Source organism: Peribacillus sp. CSMR9, from assembly GCF_033141925.1.
GTDB lineage: Bacteria > Bacillota > Bacilli > Bacillales > DSM-1321 > Peribacillus > Peribacillus simplex_A.
Map to the genome: position 1 here is coordinate 221,664 of NZ_JAOPHO010000001.1, position 18,937 is coordinate 240,600.

Genomic DNA, 18,937 nt, shown 5'->3' on the forward strand with positions numbered 1-18,937 from the left:
TGTCTTATGGATATTGCATCGGTCATAGTGGATGTACCTGCTAAACAAACGGATCGAGAATTTGACTATCGTATACCTGAAAAGTGGAACCTAGTCATCAAGCCTGGAATGCGGGTCATTGTGCCATTCGGTCCAAGAATGGTGCAGGGGTTCGTCACCGGATTAAAAGCTAAAAGCGACTTTGCGAAATTACGATATATAAAAGAACCAATGGATTTGGAGCCCATCCTTAATGATGAATTGCTTCAGCTGGGTGACTGGTTGACCAAAGAGGCCATGTGTTTTAAAATTTCAGCCCTACAGGCCATGCTTCCGGCAGCGATGAAAGCAAAGTATGAAAAAGTGATCAATGTCATTGAAGATAAAAAGAAACAGCTCCCACCCTTCATTCAAAGTCTTTTCGGAAAGAATGATGCATTATCTTGGAAAGAAGTGATTGAAGGGGAGAATGCCTCACTTTTTCAAAAGGAAATACAAAATGGCAATCTAGAGCTTGTGTATAATGTGAAAAACCGACTTAATAAGAAGACCGTCCGTGTCATTAAATCCCTGCTTTCCTCTAAGGAACTGAAAGAAATGGCATCAGCCATTTCCAGCCATGCAAAAAAACAACAGGAACTCCTTCAATACTTTATTGAACATCAAGAGCCAGTTCCGTTAAAGGAATTGCTTGAATTGATCAACACATCAAGCAGTACCGTCAAATCCCTAGTGTCAAAAGGGGCCTTGGCGGAAATGGATCAGGAAATATACCGTGATCCTTATGAAAATCGTGTGTTCAAAAAATCCAATCCCTTTACTTTAACAGAAGAGCAAGCAGCTGCCTTGAAGCCCATCCATGAGAAAATAAATCATGATGAACATGATGTCTTCCTTTTATATGGTGTGACCGGGAGCGGGAAGACGGAAGTGTATCTGCAGGCAATTGCCTCTGTCATTGAAAAAGGGAAGGAAGCCATCATGCTGGTACCTGAGATCTCCTTGACGCCACAAACGGTGAAGAGGTTTAAAGAACGATTTGGGGAGCAGGTAGCTGTCATGCATAGCGGTTTATCCGTAGGTGAAAAATATGATGAATGGCGGAAAATTCACCGCAAAGAGGTAAAAGTTGTGGTGGGCGCGCGTTCAGCCGTGTTTGCTCCTTTTGAAAACCTGGGACTGGTCATCATTGATGAAGAGCATGAATCCAGCTATAAGCAAGAAGAAACGCCAAGGTATCATGCTAGGGATGTTGCCATTGAAAGAGCGAAATCTTATCAGTGTCCGGTTATTCTAGGTAGCGCCACTCCTACACTTGAATCTTTTGCGCGAGCCAAGAAAAACGTCTATAAATTACTGACCCTTAGTCAAAGGATGAATAAAAATGCATTGCCAGCAGTGGATATTGTAGATATGAGGGAAGAACTAAGGACGGGAAATCGTTCCATGTTTTCGGAGCTGCTCTTCACCAAGCTGAAAGACCGGCTTGAAAAAGGGGAGCAAACAGTATTGATGCTAAATAAACGGGGACATTCTTCCTTTGTGATGTGTAGAAGCTGCGGATTGGTCATCAACTGCCCTAATTGTGACATTTCACTCACCTATCATCGCTTTAATGATATAATGAAATGCCATTATTGTGGGTTTGAAGAGGGAATGCCTTCCGTTTGCCCTGAATGTGAAAGTGAACATATAAGGTTCTTCGGTACAGGCACCCAAAAGGTTGAAGAAGAGCTTGCAAAAATTCTCCCTGATGCACGGGTGATACGAATGGATGTCGATACAACGAGTAAAAAGGGTTCACATGAGCGTTTGCTGAATGCCTTTGGTGAAGGAAAGGCTGATATATTGCTAGGCACCCAAATGATTGCCAAGGGCCTTGATTTTCCTAATATCACGCTTGTTGGAGTCCTTTCAGCGGATACTATGCTTCATCTGCCTGATTTCCGTTCTTCGGAAAAGACATTCCAGCTGCTGACACAGGTCAGCGGAAGGGCGGGACGTCATCAGCTTCCGGGAGAAGTGGTCATCCAAACCTATACACCTGAGCACTATAGCATCGAGCTTTCTGCCTTGCAGGATTATGATGCTTTTTATGAACGGGAGATGCATCTACGGAGGCAAAGTCATTATCCTCCCTATTATTACGTTGTCCTTATAACCGTTTCTCATGAAGACTTAATGAAGACGGTGAGTGTTACTGAGAAAATAACCAATTATTTAGGTTCTCGATTGAATCGGGATTCTATCGTTCTCGGTCCTGTTGCTTCGCCCATTAGCCGAATCAACAATAGATATCGTTATCAATGTCTGATAAAATACAAACGAGAGCCGGACCTTAATCAGCATTTACGTACACTTTTAGAGCATTATCAAAAAGAAACGGCTCAAAATCTTCTGCAGATTTCAATAGATTTAAATCCACAGATCATGATGTAATTGATTAAGAAATGGATGGTTTATGCGAGCTGTTAAAGCTTGCGTTTTTATATAATGAAGTGCTGTTTTTCATATCTAGGAGGGTACCTTTAATTTTGGCTATTTTACCGATTGTCATGTTTCCTGAAAAAATTTTACAACAAAAATGCGATAAAATAACAAGTTTTGATAAAAAGTTGGCAAAGATGTTAAATAACATGTACGAAACGATGGTGGAGGCGGATGGCGTTGGTCTTGCAGCACCTCAGGTTGGCGTGAAAAAGCAAGTGGCCGTCGTCGAAATAGAGGAAGGATCAGGTGTAATCGAACTGATTAATCCAGAAGTGCTGGAAATGGAAGGCGAACAGACTGGTGTTGAAGGATGCTTGAGCTTCCCAAGTTTATATGGTGAAGTTACTCGCCCATACCGCGTAAAAGTGCGGGCACAAGACCGTAAAGGATCTTTTTTCGAGTTAGAAGCGGAAGATTTCCTCGCAAGGGCCCTTCAGCACGAAATCGATCATCTTCAAGGGGTTTTATTCACGAGTAAGGTCTCTCGTTATATTTCGGAAGAAGAGTTAGAAAGGTATGAAGAAGAATGACAAAAATTATCTTTATGGGAACACCGGATTTTTCAGTGCCGGTATTGAAAAGAATCATCGATGAAGGGTATGACGTGATTGCTGTCGTCACACAGCCCGATCGTCCAGTAGGCCGCAAAAAGGTGCTAACGCCGCCGCCAGTTAAGGTCGAAGCCGAAAAGCAGGGGATTCCTGTTTATCAGCCAGAAAAAATCCGTGAACAAGAAGAACTTGAAAAGATCATTGCATTGAATCCTGACTTAGTGGTGACGGCTGCTTTTGGACAAATCCTTCCGAATGAATTGTTGGATGCTCCTAAGTACGGATGTATTAATGTACACGCCTCCCTGCTTCCTGAACTACGTGGAGGGGCGCCCATCCATTATTCCATTTTGCAGGGGAAAGAAAAGACTGGGATCACCATCATGTATATGGCGGAGAAATTGGATGCCGGGGATATATTGACTCAGGCGGAAGTTGCCATAGGGGAAGAAGACAATGTCGGCACACTGCATGATAAATTAAGCAAGATAGGGTCAGATTTACTTGCAGAGACTCTGCCAAAACTTTTAAATGGGGGTTTACAGGCGATCAAGCAAGATGAGAATAGAGCGACTTTTGCGCCTAACATTAAACGGTCTGAGGAAAAAATCGACTGGACGAAATCAGGGGAAGTCATCTATAACCAAGTGCGTGGCCTGAATCCTTGGCCTGTTGCCTATACAACCTTAGACGGATCCACTTTAAAAATTTGGCAGGCAAAGAAACGTGAAGAGGGCAATCGTGCCGTGCCAGGCACTGTCATTGAAGTACGAAATGATGGTTTCATCGTCTCGACAGGCAACGAGACGGCAATACTAGTTACTGAATTGCAGCCTTCAGGAAAGAAAAAAATGCCGGCCAAAGATTACTTGCGCGGAGCCGGGTCGTTCATTAAAGCAGGCATGAAGTTAGGAGAACAGAATGAAGCAAACTAAAAAGGGAGTACGTGAAATCGCTCTCGATATTTTGGAATCTGTGGAGAAAAACCAATCCTACAGTAACCTATTACTGAACAACTTGATTAAAAAGCATCAGTTATCCGGTGTGGACAGCGGTTTGCTTACAGAGATAAGCTACGGTACCATACAGCGGAAGATGACTTTGGATTACTATTTGAACCCGTTTATTAAACAACCTAAAAAAACGCAAAGCTGGGTCATCAATTTACTTAGGCTTTCCGTTTACCAAATGGTCTATTTAGATAAAGTGCCAGATCATGCGATCATTTTTGAAGCTGTCGAAATTTCAAAAAAGCGCGGACATAAAGGGACTTCTTCAATGGTCAATGGCGTGCTTCGTAATATTCAAAGAAATGGGGTTCCATCTTTTGATGATATCAAAGATGATCTGGAACGGCTTTCAATCGAAGTAAGTCATCCAATTTGGTTGGTCAAGCGTTGGGTAGAGCAATTTGGTTATGAAAAAACCAAGGAAATGTGTGAAATCAACTTGACTGCACCATTACAGACGGGACGGGCTAATTTAAAGAAGATTTCACGCAGCGAACTAATCAGCATTTTAACGGAAGAAGGATATGATGTTGAAGCAAGTGAAGTCGTTCCCGAAGCCATCGTCAGCTATAAAGGTAATCTTGCTCATTCAGAAAGCTATAAATTGGGGTATTTATCGATTCAGGACGAAAGTTCAATGCTTGTAGCCCATGCATTGGGTGCAAATGAAAATGATGCTGTACTCGATTGCTGTGCTGCACCTGGAGGGAAAACGACACATATCGCAGAAGGCTTGACCACTGGTCAAGTATATGCTCTTGACCTTCATGAGCATAAGGTCAAACTCATCAAAGAGCAGGCGGAGCGCCTGAAACTCAGAAATAATATTAAGACAATGGCCCTTGATAGCAGAAAAGTGCGAGAACACTTTAATGAGGAAGGGTTTGACAGGGTCCTGATCGACGCACCATGTTCAGGGTTGGGAGTCATGCGCCGGAAGCCTGATGTAAAGTATACAAAAACAAAAGATGATATAATGAAACTCTCAAGTATACAAAAACAATTATTGGAAGCTGCCGCCCCGCTCGTAAAGCAAGGCGGACGGTTAGTATATAGTACCTGTACGGTGGATAAAGAAGAAAATGACAAAGTCGCTGCAGCATTTTTGGAAAGCCATCCGGATTTTGAAAGCGATGCGACCCTGTCTGCAAGAATGCCTGAAAGCGTTCAGCCATTTATCGAGGGTCATACACTGCAAGTTTTTCCGCAATATTTTAGCAGTGACGGATTCTTTATTGCGAGTTTTAGAAAGAAGGTGCTGTAATGGCAGAAATCACAAAATCATCTAGAGTAAAAAAAGACACAACACCAGAAAAACCATCGATCTACTCATTAGAGCTTCACCAAATTAAAGAATGGCTTATTCAAAATGACGAGAAGGCATTCCGGGCCGATCAAGTTTATGACTGGCTTTATAAAAAGCGTGTCTCCAGTTTTGAAGATATGTCCAACCTTTCGAAATCTTTACGAGATAAGCTGGAATCACAATTCACCTTCACTACATTGAAAACTTTGATTCAGCAAACGTCCAATGACGGAACGATGAAGTTTTTATTTGAACTTCATGATGGATACTCGATTGAAACGGTGCTGATGCGCCATGAATACGGAAACTCCATTTGCGTGACAACACAGGTAGGGTGTAGAATTGGCTGTACATTCTGTGCCTCGACACTTGGCGGTTTGAAGAGAAATCTTGAATCGGGAGAAATTGTTGCCCAAGTCGTAAAAGTTCAGCAAGCACTTGACGAAGTGGAAGAACGTGTTAGTTCTGTCGTAATCATGGGAATCGGTGAACCGTTCGATAACTACGATAATATGATGTCATTCTTGAAGAATATAAATCATGAAAAGGGCTTGAACATCGGGGCACGTCATATTACCGTTTCCACAAGTGGAATCATTCCAAAAATCTACAAATTTGCCGAAGAAAGCATGCAAATCAACTTTGCTGTTTCCCTGCATGCACCGAACACGGAATTGAGAAGTAAATTGATGCCGATCAACAAGGCCTACAAACTTCCCGACTTGATTGAAGCCATCAAATACTATACAGAAAAAACAGGGCGCCGTGTAAGTTTTGAATATGGTCTATTCGGTGGCGAAAATGATACAGTGGAACACGCCGAAGAATTGGCAGATTTAATAAGCGGGATAAAATGCCATGTCAATTTAATTCCGGTTAACTATGTACCGGAACGCAACTATGTACGTACACCTCGGGACCAAATTTTTGAGTTTGAAAAAACATTGAAGAAGCGCGGCATTAATGTAACGATCCGAAGGGAACAAGGCAGTGATATTGACGCAGCCTGCGGCCAGCTTCGGGCCAAGGAGCGCAAAGAAGAGACGAGGTGACCCTATGAGGGCAATATTTAAAACAGACCGTGGAAAAGTCCGCCAGCATAATGAAGATAATGGCGGAATTTTTAAGAACTCGGAAGGCGTTCGCCTTGCCATCGTTGCAGATGGCATGGGCGGCCACCGTGCCGGGGATGTAGCGAGTGCAATGACGATAGACCTTTTGAAAAAAGGCTGGGAAGTATCAAGCGGGATCGAAACGGCAAATGATGCTGAGGATTGGCTGAAACAGCAAATCGTCTTGGTCAATCAGTTGCTTTTTGAACATGCCGAAGCAAATACGGAATGTAAGGGTATGGGGACAACGATTGTTGCAGCCATCTGCACCGACAAGTTTGCTACCATTGCCAACATCGGGGACAGCCGATGTTATTTGTATAATGAGAGCGGTTTTAAGCAGGTCACGGAAGATCATTCACTTGTTAATGAACTGGTCCGTTCTGGGCAGATTTCGAAGGAAGATGCCGAGAACCATCCACGAAAAAATGTTTTATTACGAGCCTTGGGGACAGAATTGCAAGTGGAAATGGACATTACGACGGTCATCTTTGAGGAAAATGATTTACTATTGCTTTGTTCGGATGGTTTGACGAATAAAGTGAGTGAACAGGAACTTGAAGATACGATAACCAATGGGCAGCCACTTGAAGAAAAGGCGAATTCATTAATAGATATGGCCAATCACTACGGTGGGGAAGATAATATCACTCTTGTGCTTGTTCAATTTACTGAAGAAAGTGAAAGCAGGTGAATTGAATGTTGATTGGTAGAAGAATCAACGGCCGTTATAAACTGATCGAGAAGGTCGGTGGCGGCGGTATGGCGAATGTTTACCTTGCAAGGGATATGATTTTAGATAGGGATGTTGCATTGAAAATCCTTCGCATGGATTTTAATAACGACGAAGAGTTCATCAAGCGCTTCAATCGGGAAGCTCAATCGGCAACCAGTTTGGCCCATCCCAATATCGTAAGCATTTATGATGTCGGTGAAGAAGAGTCCATCTATTATATTGTAATGGAATACGTGGACGGTTTTACACTTAAGCAATACATACAAAAATATTATCCCATTCCAGTTGATAAAGCCTTGGATATCATGAAGCAAATCACGGCAGCTATTTCTCATGCCCATCATAATGGGATCATCCATCGTGACATCAAGCCACAGAACATTTTGATTGATAAAGAAGGAACCGTCAAGATTACGGACTTTGGAATTGCATTGGCCCTGAGTGCAACAAATATAACTCAGACTAACGCAGTCTTAGGCTCTGTTCATTATTTATCTCCAGAACAGGCTAGAGGCGGAATGGCCAATAAAAAGTCGGACATTTATTCACTTGGCATCGTCATGTTTGAATTACTGACGGGGAGATTGCCTTTTTCGGGTGAATCTGCCGTTTCGATAGCTCTTAAACATTTACAATCGGAAACTCCTTCGCCAAAACGCTGGAACTCTGAAATACCTCAGAGTGTGGAAAATATCATCTTGAAAGCGACAGCCAAAGATTCATATTACCGCTATGAGAGCGTAGACTCAATGGAAGATGACATTCGGACGTCACTTAATCCTGAACGTTCAAATGAACTGCCTTTTACGATTCCTGAAGATCATGATGCGACCAAAGCCATCCCTGTCATTACGGACGATCAGCTTTCAAGCATAGATGAGACTATCATTAGAGGTCCGGAAAAAAATACTTTAGTCTATGCGGATGATGGGGAAAGTGGATCAGAAGCAGAGAGTAAATCGAAGAAACAAAAGAAACAGAAGAAACAGAAAAAACAAAAAACGAAGTCGGAACAAAAAGATAAAAAACGAAAGAAAATGCCTGCCATTTTGGTGACCACCTTTTTAGTACTTGCCCTACTTGCTGTTTTATCTGTCACTGTTTTACCTTCCCTCTTTGGTTCGAAGGAAGTGACGATCCCTGACCTTAAAGGGGAAGAATTGGATGATGCCATTACTGAATTGCTTAAATTGGATTTGGTCATCGGAGATACGATTGAGATTGAAGATGAAGAAGTTGATGCGGACCTTGTGATCAAAACCAACCCTAAGGCAGGTAAGACTGTCAAGGCAGGCGCAGAAGTCGATATTTACCAAAGCATTGGTAAAGAAACGATTTCATTGTCCAGCTATGAAGGTCGAGATTACTCAGATGTTAAATCATTGCTTGATAAAATGGGATTCAAAAACATAATCGTGACCGAAAAATATGATGACAGTGCTCCCGGTACAATCATAGAACAAAGGCCTTCGGGTGCCACTGATATCGTACCATCGGAAACGGAGCTTGAGTTAACGGTCAGTAAAGGGGAAGATTTATTGAGCTTGAAGAACTTAACAGGGTTCAATGAAACTGGCCTTAATGATTATTCCAGTGATAGTGGAATAAAGGTCGATGTGGAAAAAGAAGTCTATGATGATTCCGTTGCAGAGGGGCTTGTCATTTCCCAATCACCAGAACCGGGTACGAAGGTGGAAAGGGGCAGTACGGTGAAAGTGGTCCTTTCAAAAGGGAAAGAAGAGATTCCTCCTAAGAAGGTAACGGAGGAAATCAAAATCGAGTATGATCCGGTTGAGCCGGGCAAAGCCCAAAAGATACAAATTTTCATTGAGGATATCAACAATAGCATGACGGAGCCTAAAGAAACATTCTTTATCGTGGAAAATGCCAAGCGAACGATCGAATTAACGGTTTCCCCGGATAAGAAAGCAGGATATAAAGTCATGCGGGATAATCAGGTCATCATCGACCAGGCCGTCTCTTATCCAGAATAAATTTAATAATTAGGAGTGTGGTTATGCCCGAAGGAAAAATTATCAAAGCATTAAGTGGATTTTATTATGTCCTTGATGGAGAAGAGGTCTATCAATGCCGGGGACGGGGAGTATTCAGGAAAAATAAGGTAACTCCACTTGTAGGTGATTATGTTGTTTTTCAAGCGGAAAATAAAACGGATGGGACCGTTACCGAAATAAAACCGCGAAAGAATGAATTGATCCGACCGCAAATATCAAATGTAGACCAAGCCATCCTAGTCTTTTCGGCAGTAGAACCTGATTTCAGTCCAGCTTTGCTTGATCGATTTCTCGTACTAATTGAAGATAACGAGATCGAACCCATTATCGTTGTGACCAAACTTGACTTGGTTACTTCTGAAAACCAGCAGAAATTGTCTCAGTATATCAAGGACTACCAGAAACTTGGCTATACTGTACTGGAGACATCTTCAGTTACCGCTGGAGGCATTGAAGGACTAGTACCGTATTTAGAAGGAAAAACGAGTGTATTTGCCGGTCAGTCCGGTGTTGGGAAATCGTCTTTGCTGAATGCAATCAATCCTGAATTGGCTTTAAAGACGGATGATATTTCGTCACACCTAGGACGTGGGAAGCATACCACCCGCCATGTTGAATTGATTCACATTGGCTCTGGGCTTGTCGCGGATACACCAGGTTTCAGTTCACTTGAATTCATGGAAATGGAAGCTGAACGGTTATCCTATTGCTTCCCGGAAATGCATAAGCATGGGGAGGACTGTAAATTTCGGGCTTGTCTGCATGATAAAGAACCGAAGTGCGCTGTGAAGGGAGCGGTGGATTCCGGGGAAATTCCACTTTATCGATATGAGCATTATATGCAATTCTTAGAGGAAATCAGAGATAGAAAGCCGAGGTATTAAAATGGTTAAAATCGCACCATCCATTTTATCAGCTAACTTTGCAAAATTGGGGGAAGAAATTCTAGATGTAGAAAGGGGCGGAGCGGATTTAATCCATATAGATGTCATGGATGGACATTTCGTGCCGAATATTACGATAGGTCCGTTAATCGTCGATGCTATCCGACCGGTGACGAAACTTCCGCTTGATGTTCACTTAATGATTGCACAACCTGATCGTTATATCGAGGCATTTGCGAAAGCAGGAGCCGATTATATAACTGTGCATTTAGAGGCATGCACCCATTTGCATCGGACGATCCAATTGATTAAATCTTTTGGTGTAAAGGCAGGAGTGGTGCTTAATCCAGCCACACCAGCTTCCTTGATCCAACCTATAATTGAAGATATTGATATGGTATTGTTGATGACAGTTAACCCGGGTTTTGGCGGGCAAAAGTTCATTACATCCGTACTGCCCAAAATTGCCGAGGTGAAGGCGATGGCAGAAATGTATAATCAAAATCTGGAAATAGAGATTGATGGTGGAGTAAACGAAGAAACGGCTAAACTATGTATTGAACAAGGGGCGACAGTCCTGGTGGCCGGATCGGCAATCTATAATCAAGAAGATCGACACGCAGCGATTCAAAAGATTCGGGGAAAGTGATATAAGCCGACACTATCATATTCATATGATAGTGATCGGCTTTTTTTATCAATTAAACAAAGGCATCTTGGATATGAATATACATAGAAAAGGATGATTTCGATGATTATTAGTATAATGGCTGGAGGTCCGGAATGTTTTTGGCCGGATCTGACGTGGTATAAGGAGATGACTGATCTTTGGGTCGGGGTTGACAGGGGAGTCTGGGCCTTGCTTGAAAAAGGTATCGAACCTAAGTACGGTTTTGGGGATTTTGATTCAGTTTCGGAAGATGAATATAAGAAGATTGAGCAAACACTGGAACAAATCAATCTATATTCTTCAGAAAAGGATGAAACGGATTTAGAAATTGCATTTAAATGGGCTCTAGGGCAAAAACCAAGTGAAATTCACATTCTGGGCGCTACAGGGGGAAGAATGGATCATTTTCTTGGTAATATCCAGCTGCTCCAAAAAGAAAGTGTCCTCCCTTTTCATGAAGACATTGATATATACATAGTCGATCAGCAAAATATATTCACAGTGAAAACAGCGGGTTCATATGAGGTCGCTGCTTTGAAAGATAAGAAATACATGTCATTGCTCCCAGTAACGGCGGAAGTCAGCGGCATTACACTATCAGGCTTCAAATACCCACTGAGTGATGCAAGCCTGGAAATGGGTTCGACGCTTTGCATCAGCAATGAACTAATTTCCGAATCTGGGAATGTTTCATTTGAGAAAGGCATATTAATGGTGATAAGAAGCAGTGATTAAAATTCATGCTTAGAGCAGATTCGGATATAATTTTCAATCATCCTATATCCGCTTAAAAGCTTATGTTGTAATAGAAAAATTCCACTTCATCTTTTATTGTGGAATGCAAAGAGGAGGGGCATGATGAAATTTTATACGATTAAATTGCCAAAAGTTCTGGGCAGTTTGGTAAGGGCTATGCTCGGAGCGTTTAAAAAAGGCTGATACTTATCTCCATGACACCTCTCAAATTCAGGGAGGTGTTATTCTTCGGGATTTCTGGGGGATGATGAAAGGGGTTGGCCATCTATTAATGGGTGATGACTTCTTTTCTTGATGCAGACTAGACCTGATCATCGAAAATAAAACCATCCCCATTAAAATGCCGGCCAATACAAGTAAAAAGGCATCCTAAGAGGATGCCGTAACATTATACGCGTTCTACTTTGCCCGATTTAAGAGCTCTTGCAGAAACGTATACACGTTTAGGTTTACCGTCAACTAAAATACGTACTTTTTGAAGGTTAGCGCCCCATGTACGCTTGCTAGCGTTCATTGCGTGAGAGCGGCTGTTACCAGAACGAGTTCTTCTTCCAGTGATTACACATTTACGTGCCATGTTAAATTCCCTCCTAACTACAACAAGCTTAAGTTTTTCGCAGTCGTCTTAAGTCTTTGTAAAATACTTTAATAATTTATCATACCTACCGTTAGAATGCAATACTTCAGTTAATTACTTTCAAGAAAAATACCTTGACATACATACTTTAAAATTGAATTATATAAAGTGCCGTACGACATTTACTTTTAAAACCATTGACATTATAGTAAAATGTCTATAGTTGACTTGATTTTTTGGGAGGGAAAAGAAAATGTCTATCGAATTACAAACGAAATATGGACAAATTGATATCTCTAATGATGTTATCGCTACTGTAGCAGGCGGCGCAGCTGTGGATTGCTACGGAATTATAGGAATGGCTTCCAAAAAACAATTTAAAGACGGCATTGCCGAAATTTTAAGAAAAGAAAACTTTACTAAGGGTGTAATAGTCCGTCAAGAAGAGGAAGAAGTTCATATCGATATGTTTATTATCGTAAGTTATGGAACGAAAATCTCGGAAGTTGCTCATAATGTGCAATCAAAGGTAAAATACACTTTGAACAAAACTGTAGGATTGGCTGTTGATTCCGTTAACATTTTTGTACAGGGTGTTCGTGTGACGAACCCTTAAGTAATAGGAGGAAAGTTTTGTGTCAATTACAAGTTTAAACGGAAAGCGCTTTGCCGAAATGATCATTCAAGGTTCCAACCATTTAGCGGCTAACGCCCAAATGGTTGATGCGTTGAATGTTTTCCCTGTTCCAGATGGAGATACTGGGACGAATATGAATTTATCGATGACTTCCGGAGCGAAGGAAGTGCAAAATAACGTCCAGGAACATATTGGTAAAGTGGGTACATCTCTTTCAAGAGGACTGTTAATGGGCGCTCGCGGGAATTCAGGTGTTATCCTTTCTCAACTTTTTCGCGGTTTTGCTAAAGCGATTGAACATAAATCGGAAATCAATAGTGAAGAATTCGCCCAAGCTTTTGAAGCTGGGGTTCAGACAGCTTATAAGGCAGTAATGAAACCTGTTGAAGGAACCATCTTAACGGTTGCAAAAGATGCAGCAAAGCAAGCGGTTTCATCAGCAGCAAACCACCAAGACCTTATTCAGGTAATGGAAGAAATCGTTACGGAGGCCAATGCTTCATTAAAACGTACACCGGATCTTCTTCCGGTCCTAAAAGAAGTGGGAGTCGTAGACAGCGGCGGGCAAGGGTTAGTGTTTGTATATGAAGGCTTCCTTGCTGTGCTGAAAGGTGAGGCCCTTCCAATCCGTTCTGCTAATGGCCCAAGCATGGATGACATGATCAATGCCGAACACCACATGAACGTACAAGGGCATATGAATACGGAAGATATCTTGTATGGTTACTGCACGGAATTTATGGTCCGATTGGAAAGTGAAAAACTTGCCAATAAATCGTTTGATGAAGAAAAATTCCGAAATGATTTAAGTGAATACGGAGATTCCTTATTAGTCATCTCTGATGATGAAGTTGTCAAAGTACATATTCACTCTGAACAGCCTGGCACGTGCCTGAATTATGGACAGCAATACGGTAGTTTAATCAAACTGAAAATCGATAATATGCGTGAACAGCATACTGCGATAGTAGGTGAATCGAATACATCGCTTCAAACGAAACCGTCAACCAAAGAGAAGTACGGTGTAGTGTCCGTAGCTATGGGTGCTGGCATAAGCGAGTTATTCAAAAGCATCGGCGCTAAGTCCGTCATCGAAGGCGGGCAAACGATGAATCCTAGCACGGAAGATATTGTTAAAGCGGTTGAAGAGGCATATGCAGATCATGTCATCATCTTGCCTAACAATAAAAATATCATCATGGCGGCCAATCAAGCTGCAGATGTACTTGGTGATCATGTGACTGTTATACCAACGAAAACGGTACCACAGGGAATGGCAGCATTGTTGGCTTTCAACCCTTCACTAGATGCTGAAGAGAATAAAAAAGCGATGATTGAAGCTCTTTCGCATGTGAAAACGGGCCAGATTACTTATGCTGTGCGGGATACCAGCATTGACGGCCTTGCAATTGAGACCGGTGACTTCATGGGAATCGCTGAAGGAACCATCAAAGTCAAGGATAAAGACATGACTCAAGCGGCAAAAGACCTTCTCTCCGATATGATTGACGAAGATTCCGAAATCCTTACCATTTTATATGGAGAGGATGCAACGGCAGAAGTTGTCGAAGGTCTTGTTGCGTTTTGTAATGAGAATTTCGAAGACGTTGAAGTTGAAGTCCATAATGGGAAACAACCTTTATATTCTTTCATTTTTTCAATTGAATAAAAAGAGTATCATAAGATAAGTGAGACTTCATCGACTCTTTGTTTGAAGGACCTGAAAAAAATAAAAGGCAATAAACTGCATAAGTCATTAGGCTATGCAGTTTTATTTTTGTGAAATGAAGGATTACGAACAGCGTGAATGGAATTACAATAAATTTGGCGTTATTATTAAACTAACTCCCAGTGTTTCCCTTGGGTTCAGTTCTAAAAAAGGAGGAGCGATTCATGAAATATAGAAGTGTGTTCGATATAATTGGTCCTGTTATGATTGGTCCCTCTAGTTCCCATACAGCAGGAGCTGCAAGAATCGGTAGGGTTGCCAGGCATTTATTCGACCGGGAACCTAAATGGGCCCATATTTCTTTTTACGGATCGTTTGCTAAAACCTATAAAGGCCATGGAACGGATGTAGCCATTGTAGGAGGCTTACTTGATTTTGATACATTTGATGAGAGAATCAAAGAATCGCTGGAAATAGCCCGGAAAAAGAAAATGAAAATCACTTTTCGTGAAGAAGAAGCCGTGCCGGAACACCCCAATACAGCAAAAATAACGGTGGGGGATGATGATGGCGAACTGGAACTTGTCGGTATATCGATTGGCGGGGGGAAAATTGAAATTGTCGAACTGAATGGGTTTAAATTGAGGCTATCCGGCCACAATCCTGCCATACTCGTCGTTCATGATGATCGATTTGGTGCCATTGCCAATGTTTCAAACATTTTAGCCAAGCATCAAATCAATATTGGACAGATGGAAGTCTCCCGTAAAGAGAAAGGGAAGATGGCCTTGATGACCATTGAAGTGGATCATAACTTGGAGGATCAGGTCATCAACGAAATAACAGCGCTCCCCAATATCACTCAAGTAGCGAGGATTGTTGATTGATAGGGCAATCGTTTCCACTTAGGAAGGAGAAGGTATCATGTTTCGAAATGTAGCGGAATTAGTAGAATTGGCTGATTCAAAGCAGAAAAAAATATCTACACTGATGATAGAACAAGAAATAGAAGTAACGGGAAAAAGCCGTGAACAAATCATCCACCAGATGGGAGTCAATCTGGATGTAATGGAACAGGCAGTTGAAAAGGGACTCCAAGGTGTACGATCCGTTTCCGGGCTGACGGGCGGGGATGCAGTCCTTCTTCAGAATTACATTAAATCCGGAAATTCCTTATCCGGTGAGATGCTGTTGGATGCGGTCAGCAAAGCCGTGGCAACAAACGAAGTGAACGCAGCGATGGGAACGATTTGTGCGACGCCCACTGCCGGATCTGCGGGTGTTGTGCCTGGAACCCTGTTTGCTTTGCAAAATAAATTAAAACCGAATCGGGAGCAGAAAATTGAGTTCCTATTTACAGCAGGGGCATTTGGTTTTATTGTAGCGAATAATGCTTCGATTTCTGGAGCCGCAGGGGGCTGTCAAGCGGAGGTCGGTTCTGCTTCGGGCATGGCAGCGGCAGCAATTGTTGAAATGGCAGGAGGGACACCGGCACAAAGTGCAGAAGCGATGGCAATAACCTTAAAGAACATGCTAGGTCTTGTATGTGATCCTGTTGCTGGGCTTGTGGAAGTGCCTTGTGTGAAGCGGAATGCCATGGGGGCAGCCAATGCTATGGTTGCCGCAGATATGGCGCTAGCGGGTATCACAAGCCGCATACCGTGTGATGAAGTGATTGATGCGATGTACAAAATCGGGCAAACGATGCCAGCGGCTCTTAGAGAAACTGCACAAGGAGGATTAGCGGCTACACCGACTGGACGGGAGTTGGAAGCGAAAATCTTTGGCTTGCCGCTGAATAAGAAGTGAACTCCACTTTACAGGAACCCATAACAGCAGTAAAAGGCATTGGGGGCGAAACAGCGGCAGCTTTGGAGGAAATGGAGATCCATACCGTCGCGGATCTCCTTGAGCACCTTCCATATCGCTATGAAGATTATCGATTGAGGGATTTAGAAACGGTCGAGCATGATGAGAGGGTTACTGTAGAAGGAAAGGTTCATACGGTGCCCACGTTAGGATACTTTGGGAAGAAAAAATCCAGACTTACGATTAAATTATTGACTGGGAGATATTTAATAAATGTCATTTTTTTTAATCAGCCATATCTGAAGCCCAAGCTTGCAATAGGCGAAACTGTTACTGTAACTGGGAAATGGGATCGTCATCGCCAAACCATTACAGGCTCGGAATGCCACGTTGGTGATCATAGCAGGGAGAAAGAGTTCGAACCTGTGTATTCAGTAAAGGGCAGCATTACTGTTAAAGGGCTACGCCGCTTTATCTCCAATGCATTTTCTCAGTACGGAGCAATGATAGAAGAAAATCTGCCCCCGCAATTGTTGGCGACATACAAACTGATGCCGCGTAACGATGCTCTTCGTACCATGCATTTCCCTCTTTCGGCTAATGATGTAAAAAAGGCTCGACGCCGTTTTGTATATGAAGAATTTTTATTGTTTCAACTTAAAATGCAGGCGCTTCGTAAAGTGCAGCGAGAACAGTCAAAAGGGATTGGTCAGGAGTTTGATGTGGGGCAAGTGGCGGCCTTCGTTGAGACTCTCCCCTTTCCATTGACGAACGCTCAGCAAAGGGTCGTCGAGGAAATATTGAACGACATGAAATCTCCCTATCGGATGAATCGCCTACTTCAAGGGGATGTCGGTTCAGGAAAAACGGTGGTTGCCGCCATATGCTTGAAGGCGACGATTACAGCAGGTTTTCAAGGTGCACTTATGGTCCCGACGGAAATCTTGGCTGAGCAGCATACACAATCCCTTAGGGCCATGTTGGAACCAAGTGGAGTAAAGGTCGCATTGTTGACTAGTTCAGTAAAAGGCAAAAAGCGCAAGGAACTATTGCAATTGCTAGAGTCCGGGGAGCTTGATCTTTTGATAGGAACACATGCATTGATACAGGATGAAGTGAATTTTCGGAACCTTGGTCTTGTCATAACGGATGAACAACATCGTTTCGGAGTGGAGCAGCGCCGGATCCTTCGTGAAAAAGGTGCAAATCCAGATGTTCTATTCATGACGGCAACACCGATTCCCCGAACGCTGGCAATTACAGTGTTTGGGGAAATGGACGTCTCAACGATAGACGAAATGCCGGCAGGGCGTAAAGCGATAGAAACCTATTGGGCGAAACACCAAATGCTCGATCGGATTTTAACTTTCGTCGAAAAGGAACTAAGGCGAGGGAGACAGGCTTACGTCATCTGTCCTTTGATTGAGGAGTCGGAGAAACTTGATTCATTACAAAATGTTCTTGATGTTCATGCAATGCTTACACAATACTTTACGAACATGTATAAAGTGGGGCTCATGCATGGACGTCTGCCTACGGATGAAAAAGACGAAGTGATGCAGCAGTTTAGTGCCAATGAAGCACAAATCCTTGTCTCCACAACGGTTGTTGAAGTTGGGGTGAATGTTCCTAATGCAACGGTAATGGTCATTTATGATGCGGAGCGCTTTGGGCTTTCACAGTTGCATCAGTTACGGGGGAGAGTCGGAAGGGGGAGTGATCAGTCCTTTTGCATCCTCCTGGCTGACCCGAAAACGGAAGTCGGCAAAGAACGGATGAAAATCATGACCGAGACAAACGATGGTTTTGCTCTTTCCGAGAAAGATTTGGAACTTCGGGGCCCTGGTGATTTCTTCGGTAAAAAACAAAGCGGCCTTCCTGAGTTTAAAGTAGCCGACATGGTCCATGATTACAGGACCTTGGAAGTGGCAAGGATGGATGCTTCAAAATTGATCGCCTCACAAAGCTTTTGGCATTCCCCGGAGTATGCACCGCTACGGAACTATTTAGAGGGTACGGGCGTATTTACGGGAGAAAAGCTGGACTGATCTGAATGAAAATCCATTAGCAGATTGCGAGAATTTCTTCAATATCTTGCAATCTGTTTTTAAAATATATATACTACTATTAGTACCTAGTCATAATACTACGGATGGTGACCTTCAGATGCGAAGAAGTAAGAAGGAACGCCAGCAATTATTAATCGAAACGATTAAACAGAATCCTTTTGTAACGGATGAGGAGCTGGCTGAAAAATATTCGGTGAGCGTCCAGACTATTAGGCTTGATCGTCTTGAATTATCGATACCGGAACTGCGTGAACGTATTAAAAGCGTGGCTGAGAAGAAATTCAGTGACGAAATTAGGGCTTTGCCTTTGGATGAAATCATCGGGGAAGTAATTGATCTTAATTTAGATGACAATGCTATTTCGATTTTGGATATAAATAAAGAGCATGTCTTTAAGCGGAATGGAATTGCAAGGGGACATCATCTTTTTGCCCAAGCGAATTCATTGGCTGTAGCGGTCATTAATGACGAACTGGCATTAACTGCAAAAGCATCCATTTTATTTACTCGTTCTGTAAAGGAAAATGAAAGAGTGGTAGCTAAAGCGAAGGTTAAAAACGTGGACCACACCAACGATCGTTCCGTGGTGGAAGTCAGAAGCTACGTTGGTAATGAACTGGTTTTTAAAGGCGAGTTCGAAATGTATCGCTCTTAACTTTCTAGTAAA

The 18,937-nt window shown here is 42.6% G+C and carries 18 protein-coding genes; 17 read left to right on the plus strand and 1 reads right to left on the minus strand.

Translation table 11 applies throughout. The features are described 5' to 3' along the window. The first annotated feature begins 6 nt into the window (after nt 1–6). The 11 genes from priA to spoVM all read left to right on the plus strand — a co-directional run bounded on the left by priA (nt 7) and on the right by spoVM (nt 11,692). On the plus strand, nt 7–2,418 hold the full coding sequence (gene priA / locus N9I19_RS01120) for a primosomal protein N' (RefSeq protein ID WP_317776749.1): 2,412 nt from the start codon (nt 7–9) through the stop codon (nt 2,416–2,418). A gap of 95 nt (nt 2,419–2,513) precedes the next feature. Beyond that, entirely contained in the window at nt 2,514–2,999 is a 486-nt protein-coding gene (gene def / locus N9I19_RS01125; protein ID WP_061462362.1) for a peptide deformylase, read from the plus strand. Further along, nucleotides 2,996–3,955 carry a methionyl-tRNA formyltransferase gene (gene fmt / locus N9I19_RS01130; protein ID WP_317776750.1) on the plus strand — a complete coding sequence of 320 codons (960 nt, stop codon included), beginning with the start codon at nt 2,996–2,998 and terminating at the stop codon, nt 3,953–3,955. Before def ends, fmt begins: the two co-directional genes overlap by 4 nt. Further along, nucleotides 3,942–5,294 (plus strand): 16S rRNA (cytosine(967)-C(5))-methyltransferase RsmB, encoded by a 1,353-nt coding sequence (rsmB, locus tag N9I19_RS01135; protein ID WP_317776751.1) that lies wholly within the window; start codon nt 3,942–3,944, stop codon nt 5,292–5,294. The genes fmt and rsmB overlap by 14 nt, the downstream gene beginning before the upstream one ends. Beyond that, on the plus strand, nt 5,294–6,388 hold the full coding sequence (gene rlmN, locus N9I19_RS01140) for a dual-specificity RNA methyltransferase RlmN (protein WP_061462365.1): 1,095 nt from the start codon (nt 5,294–5,296) through the stop codon (nt 6,386–6,388). The genes rsmB and rlmN overlap by 1 nt, the downstream gene beginning before the upstream one ends. A 4-nt stretch (nt 6,389–6,392) precedes the next feature. Next, on the plus strand, nt 6,393–7,142 hold the full coding sequence (locus tag N9I19_RS01145) for a Stp1/IreP family PP2C-type Ser/Thr phosphatase (protein ID WP_061462366.1): 750 nt from the start codon (nt 6,393–6,395) through the stop codon (nt 7,140–7,142). A gap of 5 nt (nt 7,143–7,147) precedes the next feature. Next, complete coding sequence (gene pknB, locus N9I19_RS01150) at nt 7,148–9,178, plus strand: Stk1 family PASTA domain-containing Ser/Thr kinase (protein WP_317776752.1); 2,031 nt, start codon at nt 7,148–7,150, stop codon at nt 9,176–9,178. A 23-nt stretch (nt 9,179–9,201) separates the two neighbouring features. After that, nucleotides 9,202–10,083, plus strand: a complete 882-nt coding sequence (rsgA, locus tag N9I19_RS01155) for a ribosome small subunit-dependent GTPase A (RefSeq protein WP_089362431.1) — start codon at nt 9,202–9,204, stop codon at nt 10,081–10,083. Between the two features lies 1 nt (nt 10,084). Next, the gene (gene rpe / locus N9I19_RS01160; RefSeq protein ID WP_061462369.1) at nt 10,085–10,732 is read left to right on the plus strand and encodes a ribulose-phosphate 3-epimerase; all 648 of its coding nucleotides are present in this window, start codon (nt 10,085–10,087) and stop codon (nt 10,730–10,732) included. 102 nt (nt 10,733–10,834) lie between these two features. Next, on the plus strand, nt 10,835–11,488 hold the full coding sequence (locus N9I19_RS01165; protein ID WP_089362432.1) for a thiamine diphosphokinase: 654 nt from the start codon (nt 10,835–10,837) through the stop codon (nt 11,486–11,488). A gap of 123 nt (nt 11,489–11,611) precedes the next feature. Beyond that, nucleotides 11,612–11,692: a stage V sporulation protein SpoVM gene (gene spoVM, locus N9I19_RS01170; RefSeq protein WP_034313769.1), complete on the plus strand. Its 81-nt coding sequence runs from the start codon at nt 11,612–11,614 to the stop codon at nt 11,690–11,692. Nucleotides 11,693–11,897: 205 nt separating this feature from the next. Here the strand turns inward: spoVM and rpmB are convergent, their stop codons facing one another. Beyond that, nucleotides 11,898–12,086 (minus strand): 50S ribosomal protein L28, encoded by a 189-nt coding sequence (gene rpmB, locus N9I19_RS01175; protein WP_034313767.1) that lies wholly within the window; start codon nt 12,084–12,086, stop codon nt 11,898–11,900. A gap of 253 nt (nt 12,087–12,339) precedes the next feature. Here rpmB and N9I19_RS01180 point away from each other — a divergent pair, with 253 nt between their 5' ends. From N9I19_RS01180 to fapR, 6 genes are all read left to right on the plus strand, one after another. Then, entirely contained in the window at nt 12,340–12,702 is a 363-nt protein-coding gene (locus N9I19_RS01180; protein ID WP_061462371.1) for an Asp23/Gls24 family envelope stress response protein, read from the plus strand. Nucleotides 12,703–12,721: 19 nt separating this feature from the next. Next, nucleotides 12,722–14,392: a DAK2 domain-containing protein gene (locus tag N9I19_RS01185; RefSeq protein ID WP_317776753.1), complete on the plus strand. Its 1,671-nt coding sequence runs from the start codon at nt 12,722–12,724 to the stop codon at nt 14,390–14,392. A gap of 224 nt (nt 14,393–14,616) precedes the next feature. Further along, nucleotides 14,617–15,279 carry an L-serine ammonia-lyase, iron-sulfur-dependent subunit beta gene (sdaAB, locus tag N9I19_RS01190; protein WP_061462373.1) on the plus strand — a complete coding sequence of 221 codons (663 nt, stop codon included), beginning with the start codon at nt 14,617–14,619 and terminating at the stop codon, nt 15,277–15,279. A 37-nt stretch (nt 15,280–15,316) separates the two neighbouring features. Then, nucleotides 15,317–16,201, plus strand: a complete 885-nt coding sequence (gene sdaAA / locus N9I19_RS01195) for an L-serine ammonia-lyase, iron-sulfur-dependent, subunit alpha (RefSeq protein WP_317776754.1) — start codon at nt 15,317–15,319, stop codon at nt 16,199–16,201. Continuing rightward, nucleotides 16,198–18,249, plus strand: a complete 2,052-nt coding sequence (gene recG / locus N9I19_RS01200) for an ATP-dependent DNA helicase RecG (protein WP_317776755.1) — start codon at nt 16,198–16,200, stop codon at nt 18,247–18,249. Before sdaAA ends, recG begins: the two co-directional genes overlap by 4 nt. A 118-nt stretch (nt 18,250–18,367) precedes the next feature. Continuing rightward, complete coding sequence (gene fapR, locus N9I19_RS01205; protein WP_089362437.1) at nt 18,368–18,925, plus strand: transcription factor FapR; 558 nt, start codon at nt 18,368–18,370, stop codon at nt 18,923–18,925. Nucleotides 18,926–18,937: the final 12 nt, after the last annotated feature.